Annotated in this window: 21 protein-coding genes, 1 pseudogene and 1 riboswitch; of the genes and pseudogenes, 16 read left to right on the top strand and 6 right to left on the bottom strand. The window is 73.9% G+C overall.

The features are described 5' to 3' along the window. Positions 1–25: 25 nt before the first annotated feature. The 6 genes from ACFQ11_RS23055 to ACFQ11_RS23030 all read left to right on the top strand — a co-directional run bounded on the left by ACFQ11_RS23055 (position 26) and on the right by ACFQ11_RS23030 (position 5,331). Complete coding sequence (locus tag ACFQ11_RS23055; RefSeq protein ID WP_378301954.1) at positions 26–1,318, top strand: cytochrome P450; 1,293 nt, start codon at positions 26–28, stop codon at positions 1,316–1,318. Further along, positions 1,315–1,503, top strand: a complete 189-nt coding sequence (locus ACFQ11_RS23050; protein ID WP_378301952.1) for a ferredoxin — start codon at positions 1,315–1,317, stop codon at positions 1,501–1,503. Before ACFQ11_RS23055 ends, ACFQ11_RS23050 begins: the two co-directional genes overlap by 4 nt. A 529-nt stretch (positions 1,504–2,032) precedes the next feature. Further along, complete coding sequence (locus ACFQ11_RS23045) at positions 2,033–2,638, top strand: dihydrofolate reductase family protein (RefSeq protein WP_378301950.1); 606 nt, start codon at positions 2,033–2,035, stop codon at positions 2,636–2,638. A gap of 194 nt (positions 2,639–2,832) precedes the next feature. After that, positions 2,833–3,011, top strand: a riboswitch (cyclic di-AMP (ydaO/yuaA leader). A 3-nt stretch (positions 3,012–3,014) separates the two neighbouring features. Next, entirely contained in the window at positions 3,015–3,674 is a 660-nt protein-coding gene (locus tag ACFQ11_RS23040) for a M15 family metallopeptidase (protein WP_378301948.1), read from the top strand. 211 nt (positions 3,675–3,885) lie between these two features. Next, positions 3,886–4,350: a pyridoxamine 5'-phosphate oxidase family protein gene (locus tag ACFQ11_RS23035; RefSeq protein WP_378301946.1), complete on the top strand. Its 465-nt coding sequence runs from the start codon at positions 3,886–3,888 to the stop codon at positions 4,348–4,350. 114 nt (positions 4,351–4,464) lie between these two features. Then, a complete protein-coding gene (locus tag ACFQ11_RS23030) occupies positions 4,465–5,331 on the top strand; it encodes a TIGR03620 family F420-dependent LLM class oxidoreductase (RefSeq protein ID WP_378301944.1) in 867 nt (288 codons plus the stop codon). Between the two features lie 19 nt (positions 5,332–5,350). On the opposite strand, the gene ACFQ11_RS23025 is transcribed toward ACFQ11_RS23030, so the two are convergent. Beyond that, positions 5,351–5,773, bottom strand: coding sequence for a PPOX class F420-dependent oxidoreductase (locus ACFQ11_RS23025; protein ID WP_378301942.1), 423 nt, complete (start codon positions 5,771–5,773; stop codon positions 5,351–5,353). Positions 5,774–6,112: 339 nt separating this feature from the next. Between ACFQ11_RS23025 and ACFQ11_RS23020 the strand changes: the two genes are divergently transcribed. Beyond that, entirely contained in the window at positions 6,113–6,721 is a 609-nt protein-coding gene (locus tag ACFQ11_RS23020; protein ID WP_378301940.1) for an HNH endonuclease family protein, read from the top strand. Between the two features lie 60 nt (positions 6,722–6,781). On the opposite strand, the gene ACFQ11_RS23015 is transcribed toward ACFQ11_RS23020, so the two are convergent. Both ACFQ11_RS23015 and ACFQ11_RS23010 read right to left on the bottom strand, forming a co-directional pair. Then, positions 6,782–8,131 carry a YibE/F family protein gene (locus ACFQ11_RS23015; protein ID WP_378301938.1) on the bottom strand — a complete coding sequence of 450 codons (1,350 nt, stop codon included), beginning with the start codon at positions 8,129–8,131 and terminating at the stop codon, positions 6,782–6,784. A 333-nt stretch (positions 8,132–8,464) separates the two neighbouring features. Next, on the bottom strand, positions 8,465–8,959 hold the full coding sequence (locus tag ACFQ11_RS23010; RefSeq protein ID WP_378301936.1) for a DnaJ family domain-containing protein: 495 nt from the start codon (positions 8,957–8,959) through the stop codon (positions 8,465–8,467). A 178-nt stretch (positions 8,960–9,137) separates the two neighbouring features. Here ACFQ11_RS23010 and ACFQ11_RS23005 point away from each other — a divergent pair, with 178 nt between their 5' ends. Together ACFQ11_RS23005 and ACFQ11_RS23000 are read left to right on the top strand one after the other, a co-directional pair. Then, a complete protein-coding gene (locus tag ACFQ11_RS23005; RefSeq protein WP_378301934.1) occupies positions 9,138–9,638 on the top strand; it encodes a DUF2975 domain-containing protein in 501 nt (166 codons plus the stop codon). Next, positions 9,638–9,898, top strand: coding sequence for a helix-turn-helix domain-containing protein (locus tag ACFQ11_RS23000; RefSeq protein ID WP_378301932.1), 261 nt, complete (start codon positions 9,638–9,640; stop codon positions 9,896–9,898). The genes ACFQ11_RS23005 and ACFQ11_RS23000 overlap by 1 nt, the downstream gene beginning before the upstream one ends. Positions 9,899–10,021: 123 nt before the next feature. Here the strand turns inward: ACFQ11_RS23000 and ACFQ11_RS22995 are convergent, their stop codons facing one another. Continuing rightward, complete coding sequence (locus ACFQ11_RS22995) at positions 10,022–13,243, bottom strand: BTAD domain-containing putative transcriptional regulator (RefSeq protein WP_378301930.1); 3,222 nt, start codon at positions 13,241–13,243, stop codon at positions 10,022–10,024. Between the two features lie 149 nt (positions 13,244–13,392). Here ACFQ11_RS22995 and ACFQ11_RS22990 point away from each other — a divergent pair, with 149 nt between their 5' ends. The 4 genes from ACFQ11_RS22990 to ACFQ11_RS22975 all read left to right on the top strand — a co-directional run bounded on the left by ACFQ11_RS22990 (position 13,393) and on the right by ACFQ11_RS22975 (position 17,328). Next, positions 13,393–13,980 (top strand): NADPH-dependent FMN reductase, encoded by a 588-nt coding sequence (locus tag ACFQ11_RS22990; protein ID WP_378301928.1) that lies wholly within the window; start codon positions 13,393–13,395, stop codon positions 13,978–13,980. Positions 13,981–14,017: 37 nt separating this feature from the next. Further along, entirely contained in the window at positions 14,018–15,478 is a 1,461-nt protein-coding gene (locus ACFQ11_RS22985) for an MFS transporter (RefSeq protein ID WP_378301926.1), read from the top strand. Positions 15,479–15,489: 11 nt separating this feature from the next. Further along, positions 15,490–16,383, top strand: coding sequence for an NAD(P)-dependent oxidoreductase (locus ACFQ11_RS22980; RefSeq protein ID WP_378301923.1), 894 nt, complete (start codon positions 15,490–15,492; stop codon positions 16,381–16,383). A gap of 210 nt (positions 16,384–16,593) precedes the next feature. Next, positions 16,594–17,328 carry an SAM-dependent methyltransferase gene (locus ACFQ11_RS22975; protein WP_378301921.1) on the top strand — a complete coding sequence of 245 codons (735 nt, stop codon included), beginning with the start codon at positions 16,594–16,596 and terminating at the stop codon, positions 17,326–17,328. Positions 17,329–17,396: 68 nt separating this feature from the next. On the opposite strand, the gene ACFQ11_RS22970 is transcribed toward ACFQ11_RS22975, so the two are convergent. Continuing rightward, a complete protein-coding gene (locus tag ACFQ11_RS22970; protein ID WP_378301919.1) occupies positions 17,397–18,242 on the bottom strand; it encodes an NAD(P)H-binding protein in 846 nt (281 codons plus the stop codon). 23 nt (positions 18,243–18,265) lie between these two features. Beyond that, positions 18,266–18,895 carry a hypothetical protein gene (locus ACFQ11_RS22965; protein WP_378301917.1) on the bottom strand — a complete coding sequence of 210 codons (630 nt, stop codon included), beginning with the start codon at positions 18,893–18,895 and terminating at the stop codon, positions 18,266–18,268. A 458-nt stretch (positions 18,896–19,353) separates the two neighbouring features. Between ACFQ11_RS22965 and ACFQ11_RS22960 the strand changes: the two genes are divergently transcribed. The 3 genes and pseudogenes from ACFQ11_RS22960 to ACFQ11_RS22950 all read left to right on the top strand — a co-directional run. Next, positions 19,354–20,121 (top strand): carotenoid biosynthesis protein, encoded by a 768-nt coding sequence (locus tag ACFQ11_RS22960; RefSeq protein WP_378301915.1) that lies wholly within the window; start codon positions 19,354–19,356, stop codon positions 20,119–20,121. Continuing rightward, a complete protein-coding gene (locus tag ACFQ11_RS22955) occupies positions 20,109–21,566 on the top strand; it encodes a phytoene desaturase family protein (protein ID WP_378301913.1) in 1,458 nt (485 codons plus the stop codon). The genes ACFQ11_RS22960 and ACFQ11_RS22955 overlap by 13 nt, the downstream gene beginning before the upstream one ends. Then, positions 21,563–22,273 (top strand): annotated as a pseudogene (locus tag ACFQ11_RS22950) (glycosyltransferase family 2 protein); the annotation flags it as partial. The gene ACFQ11_RS22955 and the pseudogene ACFQ11_RS22950, both read left to right, overlap by 4 nt. Positions 22,274–22,471 lie beyond the last annotated feature (198 nt).

Below are 22,471 nucleotides of genomic sequence, written 5' to 3'. Positions count from 1 at the left end.
CGTCCTTCGAACAGGAGCGGATCCGATGGCGGACGACCTCGACAAAGTCGACTTCTTCCGGGGAGACGAACTCAACGCCGACCCCTACCCCTACTTCGACGCCCTGCGCGGCAAGTGCCCGGTGCACCGCGAGCCCAACCACGGCGTGATGATGGTGACCGGGTACGACGAGGCCGTCGAGGTGCTCCACGACTCCGAGACGTTCTCCTCGTGCCTGTCGGTGACCGGCCCGTTCCCGGGCTTCCCCGTCCCGCTGGAGGGCGACGACGTCACCGAACTGATCGAGAAGCACCGGGACGAGCTCCCGATGAGCGACCAGCTCCCCACGCTGGACCCGCCCGTGCACACCGCGCACCGCAGCCTGCTGATGAAGCTGATCACCCCGAAGCGCCTCAAGGAGAACGAGGAGCAGATGGGGCGGCTGGCCGACGACCTGCTCGACAGGTGGCTCGACGGGACGGAGGGCGAGTTCGTCCGCGGGTTCGCGGGGCCGTTCACCCTCCTGGTCATCGCCGACCTCCTGGGAGTCCCCGACGAGGACCTTCCGGAGTTCCGGGAACAGTTCAACCTCCAGGAGAACACCGGCACGATCGGCTCCACGGACGACACCGGCCTCTCGCACACGCCCCTCGGGTTCCTGTACGAGCGCTTCGCCGCCTACATCGAGGACCGCCGCCGCGAGCCGCGCGGCGACGTGCTCTCCGGCATCGCCGCCGCGACGTTCCCCGACGGCTCGACGCCCGCGCCGATCGAGTCGGCGCGGGTCGCGGCGAACCTGTTCGCGGCCGGTCAGGAGACGACCGTCCGCCTCCTCGGCTCCGCGCTCAAGGTGATCGCCGAACGGCCCGGCGTCCAGGCGTGGCTGCGCGAGGACCGCACGCGGATCCAGAACTTCGTCGAGGAGACGCTGCGCCACGAGAGCCCCATCAAGGGCGACTTCCGGCTGTCGCGCGTCCCCACCACGGTCGGCGGCGTCGACATCCCGGCCGGGACGACCGTCATGGTGGTGAACGGGGGAGTGAACCGCGACCCCCGCAAGTTCGAGGACCCGGCGACGTTCGACCCGGCCCGCGCCAACGCGCGCCACCACGTCGCGTTCGGGCGCGGCATCCACACCTGCCCCGGCGCGCCGCTCGCCCGCGCCGAGGCCCGCGCCTGCATCGAGCGGATCCTGGACCGCACGTCCGACATCCGCGTCTCCGAGCGCCGGCACGGGCCCGCGCACGACCGCAGGTACGAGTACGTCCCGACGTACATCCTCCGCGGCCTGACCAGCCTGTACCTGGAGTTCACCCCGAAGGAGGGCGAGACCCGATGAAGGTCGTGATCGACGAGGACCGCTGCGCGGGACACGGCGTCTGCTGCTCCACGTGCCCCGAGGTCTTCGACCTCAACGACGACGGCTACGCGATGGTCCGCGTGCCGGAGGTCCCCGCCGAGCACGAGGAGCGGGTGCACGCCGCCGTCCGGAACTGCCCGGAGCGAGCGATCACGGCGGAGTGAGACGAACCCCTGGGGCGGGGCTTTCCGGAGGGACCCGGGAAGCCCCGCTTCTTAGGGTGCCGCGCCGGCGCAGGGCCGCGGATCATGGCGCCGCGCGGGTCCGGTCTCATCACGGCGATCTCCGCCTGCACCGGGGTCACCCGCACCTACGGTGTCGTGTTCGGCACGGCGAAGTCGGCGGTGGACCGGATGGCGCGCGACATGGCCGGGGTGCGGGACGGCCGAATGCCGGACGCCCGGCTGGGCGGGTGCCCGGTCCCGGTGCCGGTCGAGGAGTTCCGGGACGGCTTCCTCGTGCGGCCCGCCGAGACCGCGGCCGACGGCCTCGGCCCGGTGCTGATCGTGGACCGTGGCACGGGCGCGCCGAGCCGGTGGCCCGCGATGCCGTCCGACCTGCTCGCCCGCGAGTACGGGCGTTACCGGGAGCCGAGTCGGAGGCGACGGGGTTCTCGCCACCCCACGGCGCGGCCGATGAGTTCGCGGCTGGTGGCCGGTCAACCTCGTGACGCCCTAGGAAAGGACACCTGCCATGTCGGAACTTCTCGTCGACTTCATCACCTCCCTCGACGGCTACGCGTCGGGCGAGGGATGGCCCGGGTTCTGGGGCCTGGAGGGTCCGGAGTACCTCGCGTGGCTCGGCGAGCAGCCCGAGGTCACCTACCTGATGGGGGCGAACACCTATCGCCTGATGTCGGGCTTCGCCGCCGGCGAGGTCCCGGAGGGCCAGGACGAGTTCAGGCCCGAAGAGGAGGCGTCCGTGGACGAGCTCACGCGAGCGTCCAAGGTGGTGTTCTCCTCCTCGCTCGAAGAGCCGCTGACGTGGGCCAACTCCACGCTCGTCCGCGAGGACGCCGTCGAGGCCGTCCGCGCCATGAAGGCGAGCGGCTCGGGGCTGCTCAGCACGATCGGCAGCCTGAGCCTGTGCCGGTCCCTGCTGCGGGCCGGACTCGTCGACCGCTTCCGGGTCGTGATGTTCCCGGTGATCACCGGGGCCACGGGCGCGGAACGCATCTACGACGGCTATCCGGACGTGGCCCTCGAGATGATCGAGCACCGCACCTTCGACGGCCGCATCCAGCTTGTCGAGTACAGGCCCCGCGTGCTCGAGCACCCGCCGCTCGGCGCCCCTGCGTGACGTCGCCCCGTCCGCCGGAGCTCGCCGATCTGGTCATCGGCTACCTGCGGCGCTGATCGTGCCGGGGCGGACTTGGCCTCCCCTTTGCGGTCTCTTGGGGCTTTGGTACCGTCATGCCCACATTGGGCGCCCGGAGGGGCGCCGAGACCATCGATCAGTGTCCGCGCCACCCCGAGCACGAGTTCGTGCGGGTGGCGGCGGCGACGCCGAGTCCGCGCACCGCGCGGAGCCGGGGAACCAGCGCGATCGACGCCCGGACCGGCCGGTCCGCGTCGCTTCGCAGGGGTGAATCGACGCCTCGCCAAGAGGCGTCGTAGGGCGTCTTCCATGCCCGAATCCGTCAGCTAACCCGGTAGGCGGCATGGAAGGAGCAGCCGTGATAGGTCGGCACGTCATCACATCCAGGTTCTCCGCCCCGCTGGCCGGCATGGCCCTCGCGGGCGTCTTCGCCGGCTCCCTCGCGCTGGCGTCGGCGGACGGCGGAGGCGACCCCGGCGGATCGAGGGCCGCCGCCCTCTCGGCGAACCACGCGGCGCCGTCGGCGGCCCCCGAGGACCGCGAGGACCGCGAGAGCCGCGAGAGCGGACCCCCGAAGCTCCCGGCCGACTGCAAGCCGGAGAAGGCCGCCGAACTCGACTACGCGAACGGCCGCATCCCGGACGAGGAGCTGTGCCCGCTTCCGCAGGAGGACGAGTCGCTCCGGGCCGACGCCGCCGCGGCGTTCTACGAGCTGAACGCCGCCTACCACGAGCGTTTCGGCGAGGAGATGTGCGTCCGCAGCTCCTACCGCAGCTACGAGCGGCAGGCGGAGCTGTACGAGAGCATGCCCGCGGGCATGGCCGCGGCGCCGGGCAACAGCAAGCACGGGCTCGGCATCGCCGCCGACCTGTGCGGCGGCGTCGAGGAAGAGGGCACGCCGCAGTTCGAGTGGCTGGAGGACAACGCCGGGGAGTACGGCTGGTTCCACCCGGACTGGGCCTACAGCAACCCGTACGAGCCGTGGCACTGGGAGTACGGCGGCGACCAGGACGACTGAGCCTCCCCGAGGGCCCGGCCGCGCGCGAAACGGCCGGGCCCTCGGCCACGACGTCGCGCCCGCGCGCCGCCGCCGACGCGGAAGTCGCGGCGCCCGCCACCGACCCGCCGTCCGTGGTGCTTTCCGTGGCCGGCACGGAGGCGTCCCGTACTCCCGCCGGGAGAAGCTGGGGGCACCGAGAACGACAGGTTCCCCGACCACAGGAGTGACCATGACCGGCCCGTCCACCGTCGACTTCCGCTCCCGCGCCCGGCGCCGCCGCGACACCGAGCACCGGCTCGCCCACGACGTCGACGTCTGGGTGGCCACCGCCTCGCCGGACGGCGCCCCCTACCTGGTCCCGCTGTCGTTCGACTGGGACGGGGAGCGGCTCCTGGTCGCCACCCCGGCGGACAGCCGCACGGGCCGGAACCTGGCCGCCTCGGGCACCGTCCGGCTCGCGCTCGGGCCCACCCGCGACGTGACGATGATCGACGGCGAGGTCGAGGTCCTGGAGCTCGGCGCGCTGCCGAAGGAACGGGCCGACCGGTTCGCCGCGGCCACCGGCTTCGACCCGCGCGCGCAGGAGTCGCCGTACCGCTGGTTCCGCATCACCCCGCGGCGCGTCCAGGCGTGGCGCGAGGAGAACGAGCTGCGCGGCCGCGAGCTGATGCGCGACGGCCGCTGGCTGGCCTGACCGGACGTCCTCCGCATCGCGCCCGTGCACGGGCGAACCCGAACGCGGGGGGCGGGCGCACCGTGCCGGCGGGTAGTTTGATCTTCACCGGTCCGTCCGAAGGGAATGGGTGCTGTGGAGATCTCCGGCGTCGGTGTGTGGAGCCAGCAGCTGCGGTACGGCGACCGCGCGGAGGCCGCCGAGGCGGCCGCGGAACTCGAGGAGCTGGGGTACACCGCGCTGTGGATCCCCGACATCGGCGGGCCGCTCTTCGACGCGGTCGGCGAGCTCCTCGCGGCGACCCGCCGGACGGTCGTCGCGACCGGCATCCTGAACCTGTGGATGCACGAGCCCGCGGACGCCGCCGCCGCGCACGCGTCGCTGACCGCCGCGCACGGTGACCGTTTCCTGATGGGCATCGGGGTGAGCCACGCCCCGCTGGTGGACGCCGCGGAGGCGGGCCGGTACCGCAGGCCGCTGGCCGCGATGGCCGCGTTCCTCGACGGGCTCGACCGGGCGGAGCCGCCGGTGCCCGCGGCGAGCCGCGTGCTGGCCGCGCTCGGCCCGAAGATGCAGCGGACCGCCGCGGAACGGAGCCGCGGGGTCCACCCGTACCTCGTCCCGCCGGAGCACACCCGCCGGACCCGCGAGTCGCTGGGCGACGGCCCGCTCGTCCTCCCGGAGCAGACCGCGATCCTGTGCTCGACGCGGGACGAGGCGCGGGCGATCGGGACCGGCTGGCTGCGCGCCTACCTGTCGCTGCCGAACTACGCCGGCAACCTGCTGCGGTCCGGCTTCACGGCCGAGGACGTGGAGTCGGTGAGCGACCGCCTGTTCGACGCCCTGATCGCCTGGGGCGACGAGGACGCGATCAGGCGGCGGGTGGAGGATCACCGCGCCGCCGGCGCCGACCACGTCTGCGTGCAGGTCCTCACCGCCGACCAGGACGCCTTCCCGCGGGAGGAGTGGCGCCGCCTCGCCCCCGTGCTGACGTCCGCCTGACGGTCGGCACGGGCGGCGATCAGCCGGACGTCCGGTCGCCGTCCTTCAGCCTGCCCCAGCCGTGCCAGCGGTCCACCCTGATCCACGCGCTGACCCGCCCGCGCGTCCGCTCGGGGTAGGGCTCGCCGGTGTAGTGGCGGGCGAGGCGGTCGATGTCGGCGAGGTCCGTGTCGTCCCGCAGTTCGGCGACGTGCCCGATGAGCGTGACGTGGGTGTACCAGTCGTCGCCGTCGAGGACGGTGACGGACACGCGCGGGTCGCGCCGCAGGTGCCCCAGGCGCACCCGTCCCTCGTCCATGTTGACCAGCACCCGGCCGTCCTCCCACAGGTACCAGGTCGGCGCGGACACCGGGGCGCCGTCCGACCGCAGGGTCGCGATGACGCACGGGTTGGGCCTGGCGAGCAGCGCGTCGGCCTCCGGCGGCAGCGGCGGCTTGGACATGCGATCTCCCTGTTCTCCGGCGACGACGGGCTCGTGACACCTACCCCGGGTGATCGCGCCGACACCTGCGAGCGGACGGGTTCGCGCGGCCGCCCGCTCGATGCGGTCATTCGGGCCGCCCTTTCTCACCGGGAACGTCTGCCAGATATCGGCCAGGCCGGATCGTCTCCGCCGTAGAGGCCGGAATTGTCCTTCTCGTCGACGCGCGAGTGCCCCCTCGCCTCGTTAAGGGCCAGACATTTCCTGTTTTGCGCATTGATGTTTGTCCATAACGGACTTAGGAGACGCTGCGGCTGAAACCCCCCCGCCGAGAGGTCTCCCGTGAAAAGACTCCCCGCCGTGGCCGCACTGTCGGCCGCCGCCGCAGCCCTCGTCGCCGCCGGTCCGTCCGCCGCGGCGGCGCCCCCGCCGCCCCCGGACGAGGCCACCGCCCGCAGCCGCCTCGCGCTCCTCACCGTCCGCGCCGAAGGGTCGATGAGCGGCTACGACCGCGAGAAATTCCCGCACTGGATTGACCAGGGCGGCGCCTGCAACACCCGCGAGACCGTTCTCAAGCGGGACGGCCGGAACGTCACCGTCGGCTCGGACTGCTACCCGACGAGCGGCTCCTGGTACAGCCCCTACGACGGCGCCACCTGGCACCGGCCGTCGGACATCGACATCGACCACATGGTGGCGCTGGCCGAGGCGTGGCGCTCCGGGGCGTCGAGCTGGACGACGTCCCGCAGGCAGGCGTTCGCCAACGACCTGGGCAGCTCCCAGCTATGGGCCGTCACCGACAACGTCAACCAGTCCAAGGGCGACCAGGACCCGGCCGAGTGGACGCCGCCCCGCGCGGCCTTCCACTGCATGTACGCCCGGTCGTGGATCGACGTGAAGTGGCGGTACGGGCTCACCGTGGACACGGCGGAGCGCAACGCGCTCTCCGGCCTGCTGGACAAGTGCTGACCGCGCACGCCCTGCGCGAACCGGCGCGCACGGGCGCCGCGGCGTCGAACCGGCTGTAGCTCAATCGCCCCAGAACTGGTGATCCACGCGTTCGGCGCGGGGCTCCCTCGGCGGGGGGCCGGGCGGGAAGCCGTCCGGGCCTCCGGCCGGAACGGGAGCGGCGGCGCGCTCCTCGACGGGGTCCGCGCGGTCCCGCCGGGTGGCGACGAGCGCGGCGAGCGCCGTGGTCAGCGGGACCGCGGCGATCAGCCCGAGCGTGCCGGCGGCGCTGCGGACGATCTCCTGGGCGATGACCGGGGTGGTGACCACCTCGCCGAGGGGCTGGCTGCCGACGCTGAACATCAGCAGCAGTGGCAGGGACGCGCCGGCGTAGGCGAGGATGATCGTGTTGATCACCGAGGCCACATGGGCCCGCCCGACGCGTGCGCCCGCCCGGTAGAGCTGCAGGAGCGTGTAGGCCGGGTTGGCGTGCGCGAGCTCGCGGACGGTCGCCGCCTGCGTGACGGTGACGTCGTCCAGGATTCCCAGCGAACCGATGATCACGCTGGCCAGCAGCAGCCCCTGGGTGTTGATCCGGTAGCTGAGGTCGAGGTAGAGCGAGCTGTCGTCGGTGATGCCCGTGAGGCTGGTCAGGTCGATCGCGATCGTCGCCAGCACTCCGGTGAGGGTGAGGCTGCCCAGGGTGCCGATGACCGCGATGGACGTGGACATCGTGAAGCCGTGCGTGAGGTAGAGCACCGCGAGCATGATGGCCGCCGCGCAGACGATCGCGGCGAGGAGCGGGGGGCTGCCCACCAGGATCGCGGGGATCAGGAACCACAGGAGCAGCGCGAACGTGACGGCCAGGCCGACGAGCGCCGTCAGCCCGCGCCACCGGCCGAAGGCGACCACCGCGAGGACGAAGGCGGCGCCGACCAGCCACAGCGAGCCGGACCGGTCGTGGTCCGACAGCTGGTAGGACGGGCCCTGCCCGCCGTCGGCGGGCATGTGCAGCAGGATCACGTCGTCGCCCGCCGTGAACACCCGGGTCCCCGGGCCGCTGGGGAGTTCGGTGCTGACGACCCGGCCCTCCGTCGGGCCCTCGGTCAGCTCGACGTGCGCGGTGCCGCACCGCCGCGGATCCTGCGGGGGCGCCCCCTCGCCCGGAGCGCCGGCGTCGATGGGGGAGCTGCCGGGCGGGGCGGTCTGCGGGCAGGGCTTGAGATCCACCCGCACGACCGTCCCGGTCACCTTCTCCAGCTGGACGGACGACGGGCCCGGGGGCTCGGGCGAGGACGGCCACATCCACACCAGGGCCCCCAGCGTCACCAGCGACAGCGGGATGATCGCGGCCAGGACGGCGCGGACCGCGGAGCGGGACGCGGGTCGGTGGCGGTGGCCGTCCGCCCCGTGGCCATGGTGAGCGCCCATGCTCGACGGCTCCTTCGTAGTGCGTTCGTGCCGATGCCGCGCACGTCGCCGTCCGGCGGCACGGTAGACGCGGTCGAGCGGTGCTCACGGACCTCATGGGGGACCGGGCCGCCGCACACGTGTGCCGGCCCGGCGCCGCAACCGAGCGGACGGACATCTCTGACGTCGCGCAGGAAGCACTCTACTGTGCGTGACCCGGGCGAGGTCCCGCGATCGCGGCACCGCCGCCCGCGAACGCCCGGCCGGAACCGAACCCGCCGCCCGGCTCTGGACCGAAAGCGAGAAACCGCCGGCCGGACGCGGCTCCGCATGGAGCCGGCGGACCGTCGCCGTTCAGCTCCGCGGCTTGCGGCGCCTCCAGAAGCCACGGCGTCCCCGCCGCTCCGCGACGCGGCGCGGCGCCGCAGAAGATCGCTCGCCGGTCTCCCCAGCACCGGAGCGCCACTGCTCGACCAGCGCATCGGGATCGACCCGCCGGAGCACGATCGGCAGCTCCGAGGGTCGTCGCAGCGAGGCGGCGATCCGCCGGTTCAGTTCCGCCGCCAGCTCGCGGACCTCCTCTTCGGAACGCAGCTCCCGAACGGCGTCGGGCAGGCGGTCGATCTCCTTCCGGAGCCGCAGAGGTTCGGGCAGCATGGCTTCGGTGTCCAGCCCTTCGCGGCGGGCCTTGTCCACGATCCACTGGTCCATGCTGAAGGCCTCGCCGCGCCTCGGCAGCGGCTTGCCGGCGCCGGGAAGATCATCGAACTCGCCGCGCTCCCGCGCCTGGCGGATCTGCCTGTCGATCCAGCTCTCGAAGCCCATTCCGGCGGGCTTGCGCTCCGTCATGCGAGCCTCCCCTCCCGAAAGCCGCGCCGATCCCCAGGCTAGGCGACCGGCCCGGCGCGTCCCCGGCGGCGCCAGTCCACCGCGATCACGCCCGCCACGGGCCGGCGCGCGGCGACCCTCTTGCCGTACCTATCGTTTCTCGATAGATTCCGATCGTGTTTCGATCGAAGGAGGGGTGATGGGAACCCTGACGGTGCTCGCCCTGCGCGCCGTGCTGGCGATGCTGCTCGCCGGCTCGGTGTTCGTGCAGACGGTGATGATGTGGCTGCTGGCCATCGACCTGGAAGAAGAGCTCGACCCGGAGAACGCGCACATGCGCGTCCCGATCCTGGTGATCCTCATCCTGGGCATCGCGACGATCCAGATCGTCCTGGTCTGCGTGTGGCGGCTGGTGACGATGGTGCGGCGCGGCACGGTGTTCTCCCACGCCGCCTTCCGGTACGTGGACATCGCGATCGGCGCGGTCACGGCCGGCGCGCTGCTGACGTTCGCCTTCGGGGTCGTCCTCGCGCCGGGGGAGGCCGTCGCGCCCGGCATCGTCCTGCTGGTGGGAGGCGCCGGCGTGGCGGTCCTGGGCGTGGCCCTGATCATGCTGGTGCTGCGGATGCTGCTCGCGCGGGCCGTCGCCCGCGACGCCGAGGCGGCGCGGATGCGGGCCGAGCTCGATGAGGTGATCTGATGCCGATCGTCGTCGACATCGACGTCCTCCTGGCCAAGCGGAAGATGTCGGTCGGTGAGCTCGCGGACCGCATCGGGATCACCCCCGCCAACCTGGCGGTGCTCAAGAACGGCCGCGCCAAGGCGGTGCGGTTCACGACGCTCGCCGCGCTCTGCGAGGTGCTCGAATGCCAGCCGGGCGACCTGCTGCGCTGGGAGGCACCGGATACCGCGCACTCGACGGCCGACACCGTGGACGCCGCGGACGCCGCGGACGGATGACGAGACGGAACGTCGTCCGGCCCGCAGTCCGAGCACCGTGGCGAACAGCGGTTCCACGGCGGCGACCACGGCACGGCCGGTGGGCGTCCGCCGGTGCGGCGGCCTTCGGGGGCGCGCCCGGGCTCAGGAGGAACGGGAGGCGGCGCGGCCTTCGGCGAAGCCCGTCGTGAAGCCCGTCGTGAAGCCCGTCGTGAAGGCCTCGTCGCCGAGGGCGGACCGCGCCGTGGCAGTGATGCGGTCGACGTCTCCGCGCTCCCCGGGCGGCAGGGGTGCGCCTGCGGACTCGCGCAGGGCGGCGGCTTCGCCGAGGAGCCGTGCCGCCTCCGCGGGGGAGCCCGCCAGGGCCGCCGCGCCGGCCAGGCCTTCGAGGGCGAGCGCGATGGCCCTGGGGTCGCCGATGCCCTGCGCGACGGTGAGGGCCTCCCGGTGGAGCTCCCCGGCCGCCGCGGCGTCCCCCCGCTGCTCCGCGGTGAAACCGAGCTCTCCCAGCCCGAGCGCGATCCCCGGCGCGTACCGCACCTCGCGTGCCCCGGCGAGGGCTTCGCGCATGTGGGCCTCGGCGTCGTCGAGGCGGCCCGCGCGGCGGGCGGTGAGCGCCAGGCCGGTGAGGGCGAAGGCCTCGCCGGGGCGGTAGCCGTGCTCGGCGGCGAGGGTCCTGCCCCGCTCGTGGCGCCGGTCCGACTCGGCGTGGTCGCCCGCCAGCAGGGCGAGCCGGCCGAGCCCGGACTGGAGCAGCGAGACCTGCAGCCACAGCCCCAGCTCCTCGGCCAGCCGGAGTCCGTCGCGGCGGAGTTCGGCGGACCTGCGATGGTCGCCCTTGATCTCCGCGAGCCGGCCGAGCAGCTCGACGGCCCGGACCCGCCCCCACCGGTCGCCCAGCTCCCCGAAGATCGCCAGGCTCTCCTCCCCGGACCGTTCGAGCGTGCCGAGGTCGCCGCGGACGAGGGCGTGGTTCGCCTCCGTGGCCAGGGCCGCGGCGGCGCCCCATCGGTCGCCGAGCCGCCGGAACACCGGCAGCGCCCGTTCCACCAGATCCCGGCTGAGGTCCAGATCGCCGGCACCGAGCAGCACGTCGCTGAGAAACCACTCCGCTCTCGCGCGTTCGCCCGGGTCGGCGATCGCCGCCGAGGGCGTGCGGACGTCCGCGGTGCGCTCGCCCAGCAGATCCAGACCGGTCCGCCAGGCCTCGGCCCGCGCCCTCGTCGCGGAAGGGACCTCGGCCCGGACGCCCAGCGCCATCGCGAACGCGCGCCGTCCCTCACCGATCCTGCCGCGCAGATACCAGTACCAGGCCAGCGCGTTGACCAGGCGCAGCGCGAGGCCGGCGTCGCGCCGCCGCACGGCCTCCTCGAGCGCGCCGCGCAGGTTGGCGTGCTCGGCGTCCAGGCGCCGCAGCCAGCGCCGCTGGTCGGGGCCGCGGAGCCGCGGCTCCGCGCGTTCGGCCAGTGCGGTGTGGAAGGTCAGGTGCCGGAGGCGGACCCGCTCGGTCTCGCCGGCCTCCTCCAGGCGGTCCAGGGCGTAGGCCGCGACCGATTCCAGCAGCCGGTAGCGGGTCTGACCAGGGCCGCCGGTCCGGACCGCCATCGAGCGGTCGACGAGGCGGGCCAGCAGGTCGAGGACGTCCTCGCGCGCAACGCCGTCGCCGTCCGCGCAGACCTCCTCCGCCGCCTCCAGCGTGCAGCTCTCGTAGTGCACCGCGAGCCGGCGCAGGACGCGGCGTTCGGGCTCGGACAGCAGCTCCCAGCTCCAGTCGATCATCGCGCGCAGGGTCCGCTGCCGTGCCGGGGTGCCGCGGTGCCCCGAGGAGAGCAGCCGGAACCGGTCGTCGAGCCGTTCGGCCAGGTCGTGGACGTCCAGTGCGCGCAGGCGGGTGGCGGCCAGCTCCAGGGCCAGCGGGACGCCGTCCAGCCGGCGGCAGATCGCGGCGACCGCGCGGGCGTTGGCGGTGTCGATCGCGAACCCCGGGACGGCGGCCGCCGCGCGCGCCTCGAACAGCCGGACGGCGCTGAACCTCCGGAGGGTCGCGGGCCCGTTGTCGGCCGGGGAGTGGGGCGTCTCCAGCGGCGGGACGGGCCACACCGACTCCCCGGCGAGCCCCAGCGGCTCCTGGCCGGTGGCGAGGATCCGCACCTCCGGCGCCGCCCGCAGCAGCCGCTCGCTCAACGCGGCCGCTTCCTCGATCACGTGCTCGCAGTTGTCCAGGACGAGCAGCGTCCGGCGGGTCCGCAGCGCGTCGGCGAGCCGCGCGGCCGGATCGGCGGGCTCCCCGGAACGCGGCAGGCCCGGGGCGGTGTCGTCGCGGATGCCCAGCGCGGCGATCACGGTCTCCACCAGCCGGTCGGGCCCCGTCGCCCCGGCCGTCCGGTCGAGGCCGGCCAGCTCGACGAGCCACACGCCGTCCGGGTGGTCTGCGGCTGCCCGCGCGGCGGTCTCCAGGGCGAGCCGCGTCTTGCCGACACCGCCGGGGCCGGTGAGGGTGACCAGCCGGGCCGCCTTCAGCAGCGCCTGGACCCGCGCCATCGCCTCGTCGCGCCCGACCAGCTCGCTGATCTGCGCGGGGAGGTTCGTCTGCGGCGGCGCCCCCGGCGCGGTGGCGAGGGCGGAGTCCTGCTCGAGGATCCGCCCGTGCAGTTCGGCGATCTCCGGCCCGGGGTCCAGGCCCAGTTCCTCACGCAGGCGCGTCCGCAGGTCGGCGTAGGTCTGGAGGGCATCGGTCTGCCGTCCGACCCCGTACAGGGCGCGCATGTACGCGGAGCGGAGGCGTTCCCGCAACGGGTGTCGTTCCACCAGGTCGCCGAGCTCGTCGGCGAGCGCGCCCAGCTCGCCGATCTCCAGGCGCGCCTCCGCCCGTTCCTCGAGGGCGGTGAGCCGCCGCTCCTCCAGGAGCGCCGTCACCGGACGCGCGAACTCCGCGTCGGCGAAGTCGGCGAAGGCCGGTCCGCGCCACAGCCCCAGCGCCTCGGTCAGCAGGCCCGCCCGTGAGCGCGGGTCGGAGGTCTCGCGCGCCCGCGCCAGCAGCCCGGTGAACCGCATCGCGTCGACGGCCTCGGCGTCCACCCGGAGCCGGTATCCCAGGGACTCCTCGAAGGACACCATGTCCCGGGCGCCGGGCTCGGCCTCGTCCAGGGCGCGGCGCAGCTGCGAGACCTTGACCTGCAGCGCCCCGGACGGATTGCGGGGCGGCGCGTCGCCCCACAGGTCGTCGATCAGCCGGTCCACCGGGACCGGCCGCCCCTCATGCCCGATCAGGACGGCCAGCAGCGCGCGGACCTTGGCCCCGCGCACCACCACCGGGGCGCCGTCCGCCGTCCACACCCCCAGCGGCCCGAGCACCCCGAATCGCATCCCCTCACGATATCGGGCGCTTTCTCCCGGGATCGACCCCGCTTACCCCCTCCCGCCATCGGCGGAAAGCGCGCGGTAAGCGCCGGATAAGCGCCGGTCGCCATGCTCGACCCACCGAGCCGCACAGGAAGTTTCGAAGGGAGAGCGCGATGACCGGATCGCTGAACCTCGCCATCATCGTCGGCAGCACCCGGGACCGCCGGTTCGGCCCCACGGTGGCCGCCTGGTTCGCCGGGGAGGCCGGCCGGCGCCCCGACCTCGGCATCGACGTCATCGACCTCGCCGAGACGGCCCTGCCCGCCGTGCTCGCCGCCGACGACGCGGGGCCCGCCGAGGCGCCCGAACCGGTACGCGCGCTGGGAGAACGGCTGGACCGGGCCGACGCGTTCGTGATCGTGACGCCCGAGTACAACCGCAGCTTCCCCGGTTCGCTCAAGACGGCCGTCGACTGGTACGTGGACGAGTGGCAGGCCAAACCGGTCGGCTTCGTCTCCTACGGCGGAACGTCCGGCGGTCTGCGCGCCGTCGAGCACCTCCGGCAGGTCTTCGCCGAGCTCCACGCCGTCACCGTCCGCAACACGGTCAGCTTTCACTCCTGCCGGGACAGGTTCGACGACCACGGCCGCCCGATCGACGCGGCGGGCTGCCGCGCGGCGGCCGAGAGCCTGCTCGACCAGCTGATCTGGTGGGCCCGCACCCTGCGGGACGCCCGCGCCCAACGCCCCTATGCGGCGTGACGGAAGCCTTGCCCCGAAACCCTCTGAGGAGACCGCGATGTCATCGCACAAGAAGCCCGCCATCGCCGGAAGGCCGCGCTGGGTCCTCGGCCTGCTGGCCTTCTCCAGCCTGATCACTTCGCTCGACTTCACCATCGTGTACGTGGCGCTGCCCGACATCGCCCGCGACGTCGGGCTGTCGGGTCACACCACCCAGTGGGTGGTCAGCGCCTACGCCATCTTCTTCGGCGGCTTCCTGCTGCTGGGCGGCCGCTCGGCCGACCTGCTGGGCCGCCGCCGCATGTTCGTCCTGGGCATGCTCCTGTTCGGCGGCGCCTCGCTCCTGGGCGGCCTGGCGACCTCCCCCGCGACGCTGATCGCCGCGCGGGCGCTCCAGGGCATCGGCGGCGCCGTCCTGTTCCCCGCCACGCTCTCGCTGGTCACCACCAGGTTCGCCGAAGGCCCCGGGCGCGTCCGGGCCCTGGCCGTGTGGGCCGGGGCCGGCGCGGGCGGGCTGAGCCTGGGCGCCCTGCTCGGCGGCGTGCTGACCCACGCGTTCGGCTGGGAGGCGGTGTTCCTGGTGAACGTGCCGCTGGTCGTGGCGGGCACCGTGGGCGCGTTCGCCCTGCTCGGCCCGGACGGCCCGCGCGAACGGGGACGCGGCTTCGACATCCCCGGCGCCCTGACCGGGACGGCCGGCCTGACGCTGCTGGTCTTCGCCATCGCCCAGGGCCCCGAGGTCGGCTGGACCGCGGCGTCCGTCCTCACCTCCGCCGTCCTCGCCGCGGCGCTGCTGACCGGGTTCGTCGTCATCGAGGCCCGCACCCGGCACCCGCTGATGCCGCTGCGGCTGTTCGCCAACCCCCACCTCCGCGCCGGCCTGCTGGTGATCCTCACCTTCGGCATCACCATGCAGAACCTGGTGTACTTCCTCACCCTGTACTTCCAGGACGTGCTCGGCTACTCGGCGCTGCAGGGCGGGCTGGTCTTCCTGACCCTCTCGGTGATGATCGGCGCCGCCAACTTCGTCGCCGAACGACTGATCATCCGCATCGGCGCCCGCAGGACCTTGATCATCGCCCTGCTGCTCGGCTCCGCCGGCGGCGCGCTGATGGCCGCCGGCATGCGCACCGACGGCTCGTACTGGACGATCCTCGCCGGCCTGCTCGTCTACGGCATGGGCATGGGAACGATCTACCCGACCATGTTCGGCACCTCCGGCACCGGCGTGGCCGACGACGACCAGGGCGCCGCCGGGGGGATGGCCAACACCGCCCTCCAGATCGGCACCAGCGTGGGCCTGGCGATCCTGGTCAGCGTCTCCGCCTCCGGGCTCGCCGACCAGACCGGCGAGGCCCTGCGGGCCGCCACCTCCGACGGCCTGCGCAACGCGGTCTACGTCGCGGCCGTGCTCACCCTCGCGGGCATCCTCGCCGCCCTGCTCGTGCCCCGCCGCACCGCCCCGCCCCCCGCCCCCGTCACCCCCGCCGCTGAGAAGCCCGTTCCCAACCTCCACTGAAAGGAATCACCATGACGACCACCGAGAACACGACCGCCCGTCAGGTCACCGTGCTAGGGCTCGGCGATATGGGATCGGCGATCGCCAGGACGTTCGTCGACCGCGGGTACCGCACCACGGTCTGGAACCGGACCGCGAGCAAGACCGCGCCGTTGGCGGAGGCCGGCGCCATAGCGGCCTCCACGGCCGCGGAGGCGGTGGCGGCGAGCCCGCTCGTCGTCGTCTGCCTCCTCGACGACACCGCGGTCGACGAGGTCCTCGCGTCCGTCGGGTCCGCGGTCGCGGGCAAGGTGCTGGTGAACGTCACCAGCGGCTCCGCCGGTCAGGCACGGGCCCACGAGCGCTGGGCGCGGGAACGCGGCGCCGAGTACATCGACGGCAAGATCATGGGAGACCCCCCGTACGTGGGGACCCCCAACATCATGTTCCCCTTCAGCGGTTCCCGCGGCGCGTTCGACGCGCACGAGCCGACGCTGCGGGAGCTGGGCACCATCGCCTACCACGGCGAGGACGCGGGCCTGGCCGCCGTGGAGTTCATGGCCCAGGTCGCGGTGGCCTACGAGTTGCTCATCGGCTACCTGCACGTCCTCCGGCTGGTCCAGGCCGAAGGGGTCGACGTCGTCGAGTTCGCCGAGCGCGTCGCCGGTTCGGTCGCCGCGTTCCCGCCGCTGCTGACCTCGATGGCCAAGGCCGTCCAGAGCGGCGAGTACGCACCCGACCTCGGTCCGCTCAACGTCCAGGCCGCGCTGATGAACGACATGATCGACCACCGGGAATCCCTCGGCGTGGAAGCCGTCCGGATGAGAGAGGTCAAGGACCTGATGGACCGCCGGATCGCCGACGGCCACGGCGGCCAAGGGTTCTCGAGCCTGTTCGAGCTGCTGGCCGGGCCCAGCCGGACGTAACTCCCGTACACATCCGACTTGGGCGTGGCCCGGCCGGGAGACTGTGGCGATCCACAGACTCGCGTGCCGGAGCCACGCCCAAGTTCGCGGTTGATCCCGAGGTTTCGTCCGGTGGGTCCGGCGTGACATGATCTCGATAACGGTTTTCATTCACGCGCACTGTGTCGACCCCGATGTGATCGCCGACCTGCGCTCACCCCATGGAGAGAGATGACCGACGAAGCCGCACGCGCCGCCGAGGGCCTCGGCTACGCCGTCAACGCCCCCTACTACGACCTGATCTTCCCCGAGGAGCCCCGCGACGCCCTCGCCGCGACCCTCCGCACGCTCCTGCGCGACGCCCGCGCCGTCGCCGAGGTCGGCCCCGGCACCGGCTGGTTCACCGAGGTCCTCGCCGGTCTCGCCGGCGAGGTGTTCGCCGTGGAACCGGCCCGCATCATGCGCGCCGCCCTCACCGCCCGGCTCGCCCGCGACCCCGGCCTCGCGCGCCGCGTCACCGTCCTGCCCGACGACGCCCTGACCGTCCGCCTCCCGGCCCCGGTGGACGCGGTCGTCATGTTCAACCTCGTCATGCACTTCTCGCCGGAGCAGCGCCCGGTCCTGTGGCGCCGCTGGGCCGAGGCCCTCGCACCCGGCGGCCTCCTGCTGATCGAGCCGCAGTACCCGCAGAAGGCCGAGCCCGTGCCCGCCGCCACCGTCCCCGGCCGCGCCCTCGGCCGCCGCCGGTACGACGTCGTCACCCGCGCCGACGTCGCCGGGGACGATCTCGTCCGCTGGGTCAACACCTACCGGACCTGGGACGGCGACGACCTCGTCGCCGAGGAGACCGCCGAGTTCGACTGCCACGTCGTCTCCGACGAGCGCCTCGCGTCCGAACTGACCGCCGCGGGCTTCGCCCCGCTCCCCGCCGACGGCGTCCACGCGTGGCGCCGCGAGGAGCACTGACAGCGGGCGAGGGGCGACCAGGCGCTCACCGGCCGGACCCACGCGGGATCGGCCCGCCCCGCCACGGGTCAGCGGAAGTCGTCCGCGTGGTCGGCGGCCCACGCGCGGAAACTCCGCGGCGGGACGCCCGTGACCTCCTCCACCGTCGTGGTGGCCGGAGCGGGACGCTCGCGCAGCGCGGCGTACCCCTCGACCATCACGCGCGCGAACGACGGCGGCATGCCGGCCTCGATCCTCTTTCGCAGGGCGGCCTCCGGGGGGATCTCCTCCCAGCGCACGGGGCGCCCGATCACCTCGCCGATGACGTGCGCGAACTCGTCCTGCCGCCGGACCTCCGCACCGGTGAGCGCGTAACGCCGCCCGGCGTGGCCGTCCTCGGTGAGCGCGCGGACCGCGACGTCCGCGATGTCGCGCTCGTGGATCAGCGGCATGGCCGCCGCGCCGAACGCGTCCCGGACCGTCCCGTCGGCGCGGATCTCCGGCGCCCAGGCCAGGGTGTTGGCGGCGAACCCGCCGGGACGCAGGAACGTCCAGTCCAGCCCCGACCGCTCGATCGGCCGCTCCAGTTCGGCGTGCAGCGCGCCGATCGCGTCGGTCTGCCGCTCGACGTCGTCGCGCACGGCGATCGACGACAGCAGCACGACGCGCCGGGCGCGCCGGGCGATCGCGTCCACGACCGCCCCGGCCGCACCGGCCGTGCCGAACGGCCAGACGAGGAACACCGCGTCCACCCCGGCGAGCGCCCCCGACAGGGCGTCCGGGTCGGAATGGTCCGCGCGGACGACGTCCACGCCATCGGGCAGGCCGGCGCGCTCGGGGGCCCGGGTCAGGGCGCGGACGGGCGCGCCGCCGTCGAGCAGCCGCCGCACCACATGGCGGCCGACGTTGCCGGTGGCACCGGTCACGAGGTACATCACTGCCTCCTCTCGTCGGCGGGTCAGCGGGCGGCGAGGGCCCGGTACGGGCGGAAGACCTTGACGCGGCGTCCTCCCGCGGCGGCCAGGTACGCGCGGGCCCCCGCCTCGTCCGCCCACTCCGAGTAGTCGAGGACGCGCGAGCCGTCCGACGCGACGTGGAAGTGCGCGGACACCAGCCCGTCCGGCTGGACGCGCTCCCGCGCCGCCGCCAGTTCCGCCGCGAGCCGCCGGGCGTGCTCGGGGCCCTCGGCCGGGACGAACTCGGTGACGATCGCCTCCGGGCGCGCCCCGGCGGGTGCGGCCCGCACGCTGCGGTGCAGGTCGTAGAACGCCAGGTCATGACGCTCGATCCCGGGCACGGCCGCGTCGATCCGCTCGACGCGGGGCTTGCGGCCGGCCTGGAAAAAGTCCCGGTACGCCTGGTCGTCCCTCCACTGCGAGTAGTGCAGGACCGTCGAACCGTCCGTGCCGAGGTAGAAGCTGTAGGTGTAAAGCCCGTCCGGCCAGCGAGACGTGTCCGACCAGACGTCGACGAGGATCTCGACCGTCTCCAGTTGGCGTTCGGGAGTCCGCACGGTCCATTCGCTGGACATGACCGTGCCGACGTTCGGGCGGGTGACCTCGGGCAGAACGTTGGCTGTCGTGTTCATGGGAACGACGCTAGGGAGCGCGCCCCGCCCGCGAATCCGTCAACTGACTGGCGGATTCTCCTGAAGGCACGACTGACACCCGTCCGGCTCCCCGCCGCACCGTCCCGGCTCCGCCCCCTTCCGGTCGGCAGCACCGCCCCGGGCGTTCGCGCGTCGAGGCGTGCAACGAGAGGTGCCGCCCACTCGTCCACCCGTCCACCGCCCTCTGCCCTGCGACGACTGTGTGGGAGGCGTCGCTTTGGGTAGCGCGTCAACGTGTCGCTCCCCCTGGCGCCTCGCCGGGGCCCCTACGGCACCGGCCGTTCAGGCGCCGGGCATGCGCCTTGGTGACCAGGTGTCCGCTTCCAACGGGCATCCGGAGGATCGGTCGGCTCCGAAGGGAAGGTGTGAGATTGAGATCGCGGCGTCGCGCTCGGGCTTCGGAGTGTCGCGAGAAGAGATCGGACGACCTCGCGGCAATGGGCGTCGGTTGCCTGGCGTCGATGGTCGCGGCGCAGGTCGCGTCGGGGGTGCGGCCGGATCCGGTGCGGTGGACGGGCCCGGTGGTCGGCCTGCTGACCGCCGGCGCGGGATGCTTCGCCGCCTCCCGCCTGGGCGCCGGGCGCGCGGTGCGGGCCGTGGGCGCGGCGGTGGCGCTGGGTTATGCGGTGGAGTGGGTCGGGGTGCGGGCCGGTGTGCCGTTCGGGCGGTACTCCTACACGAAGGTTCTGCGGCCGCAGGTGGGCGGTGTTCCGGTCGCGGTCGCGGCGGCGTGGGCGGGCATGGGGCTGGCGTCGCACGCGGTCGCGGCCACGCTCGTCCCGGACGGGCGGAGGTGGGCGCGGGTGGCGGTCGGAGCCTCGGCGCTCACGGCCTGGGACGTGTTCCTGGATCCGCAGATGCTGCGGCTGGGCCTGTGGCGATGGGCGCGCGACGGGGCGTACCGGGGGGTGCCCGCGGGGAACTTCGCCGGGTGGCTGGGAGTGTCGGCGCTGCTGATGGGCGTGTTCGAGTCGATCGTCGGTGTGGAGCAGGACGTGGCGGAGGGGCTGGTGGCGACGTACGCGGTGATGGCGGTGATGGAGACGCTGGCGTTCGCGGCGGTGTTCGAGCCGCGCGATCCGCTCGTGGCGGTCGCCGGGGGGACCGCGATGGGCTCCTTCGCGGTCCCCGCGGCGGTCCTGGCGACGGCGCGGCGGTTCGCCGGGACCCGGGCGGCCGGAAGAGGAGACCGATGGCCGAGGTGATCGTCGTCGGCGGCGGGGTCGGCGGCATGGTCGCCGCGCTGCTGCTGGCACGGGCGGGTCACCGGGTCCGGCTGCACGAGCGGTCGGGGCGGCTCGGCGGCAAGCTCGCCGAGCGGACGCGCGACGGGTTCGGCTTCTCGCTCGGGCCGTCGCTGCTCACCCTGCCGGACGTGTTCCGGGAGCTGGGCGTCGCACGGGAGACCGTTGCCCTGGACGAGTTGTGCCGGTACAGGTTCGCCGACGGGTCGGTGCTGCGCGCCCACCGCGACCCGGTTCGGATGGCCGCCGAGGTGGATCGGCTGGCGGGGCAGGGCACGGCGTGGCGGGCTTTCCATGCCTGGGCACGGAGATGCTACGAGGCGTCGCAGCGGACGTTCTTCGCGGGCCCGATCGGCCATCGGTCGCCGGACGCCCGCCCCCGTGACCTTCTGGCGGTCGCGCCGGGACGGACACTGCACGGTCTGGCGCGGAGGTTCTTCGACGATCGAAGGCTGTGGCAGTACGTCGGGCGGTACGCCACGTACGCCGGGTCGAGCCCTTACCGGGCGCCGGCGGCGCTGGGGTGCGCCGTGGCGATCGAGCACGGTGAGGGCGGCTGGTACGTGCCGGGCGGCCTGCCGCGGTTGGCGGACGAGCTGGCGGCACTGCTGGACGATGCGGGCGTGGAGGTCCGCACCGGCAGCACGGTCGCCCGGGTCTCGTCCGACAGCGCGTCGGTGACCGGTGTGGTGCTGGCGTCCGGGGAGCGGGACTCCGCGGACGCGGTGGTGGTCAACGTCGATGCGGCCGAGCTGTACGGCAGGCTGCTGCCCGATCGGCGGCGGCTGCGCCGGATCGCCGGGCTCGGCACGTCGTCCTCGGCGTTCCTGATGCTCGCGGGTGTGGACGGCCGAACCGACGGCCTGCCGCACCATTCGGTGGTCTTCTCGGCGGACTACCGGAGGGAGTTCGCCGACATCTTCCGGCGGCGGGTGCCGCCCGCGGACCCGACGGTGTACATCGGTTGTTCGGCGGTGGACGATCCGTCGCAGGCGCCGCCCGGGGCGGAGAACTGGACGATGCTGGTCAACGTCCCCGCGCGCGACCCGGAGCGGTGGCCGATGGCACCGGAAGCGTACCGGGACCTGGTGCTGGAGCGGTTGGCGGGGCGCGGACACGACCTGTCGGGGCGGCTGCGGTTCGTCGAGCTGTTCACGCCCGCCGACCTGCGGGACCGGTACGGGGCGTGGGGCGGGGCGATCTACGGCGCCGCGTACCGGGGGCGGCTGGCGCCGCTGCGCCGTCCGGGCAACCGCGGGCCTCGTCGCGGCCTGTACCTCGTGGGCGGGTCGGTGCATCCCGGGGGCGGGCTCCCGCTGGTGGCGATGGGCGGAAGCATCGTGGCGTCCCTGGTCGAGGAGGACTTCCCGTCCGTCCGGACCGGGCGGGCGGGAGTGCGGTCGTGAGGGCGCTGACCGCCGCCGAGACGGCCGCGGCGCTGGTGGTGGCGGCTCGGCTGGCGCGGGGACGGCACCGCCCCCCGCCGTTGGCCGCGACTCCCCGCGCCCGTCCGGCCGAGCCGGTCTCGGTGGTGATCCCCGCCCGCGACGAGGAGCGGCGGCTCCGGGAGTGCGCGGTGCCGCTGCTGGCCGATCCGGCGGTGAAAGAAGTGATCGTCGTCGACGACCGGTCCCGCGACGGTACCGCGCGGTTGGCCTCCGGCCTCGGCGCGACCGTCGTCGCGGGCAGCGAGCCCCCCGCCGGATGGGTGGGCAAGCAGTGGGCGCTGCGGCAGGGGGTGCGGGCCGCGGCGGGTCCCGTCGTGGTGCTGCTGGACGCCGACACCCGCCCCAGGGCCGGGCTGTGCGCGGCGCTCGCCGACCTGCTGGAGGACTGTGACCTGGTCAGCGCCGGTCCCCGTTTCATCACCGGGGACGGCGTGGAGCAGGCGCTGCACGCGTCGTTCCTGGCCACGCTGGTGTACCGGTTCGGGCCGCTCGGCCCGGCCGCACGCTCTCCCGGACGGCTGCTGGTCAACGGTCAGTGCCTGGCCTTCCGCAAGGACGCGATGGTGCGGGCCGACGCGTTCGCCCGGGTGCGCGGCCATCTCACCGATGACGTCGCGCTGGGACGGCTGCTGGCGCGCGACGGGTGGCGGGTCGCGTTCGTCGATGCGGGCGCGTTGCTGGAGGTCGATATGCACGCCGGCGCCGCCGACGTGTGGCGGGAGTGGGGACGCTCGATCGCGTTGCGGGACGTGACGACACCGATCGGGCTCGCCGGCGACCTGGCGGCGGTGTGGCTGACCATGGCGCTGCCGATGCTGCGCCTCCTCGCCGGACGTCCCGCGCCACTGGACCTGGCGCTGCTC

This window comes from Actinomadura sediminis (assembly GCF_042675525.1).
GTDB classification, from domain to species: domain Bacteria; phylum Actinomycetota; class Actinomycetes; order Streptosporangiales; family Streptosporangiaceae; genus Spirillospora; species Spirillospora sediminis.
This window is presented reverse-complemented; position numbering and strand designations above follow the sequence as displayed.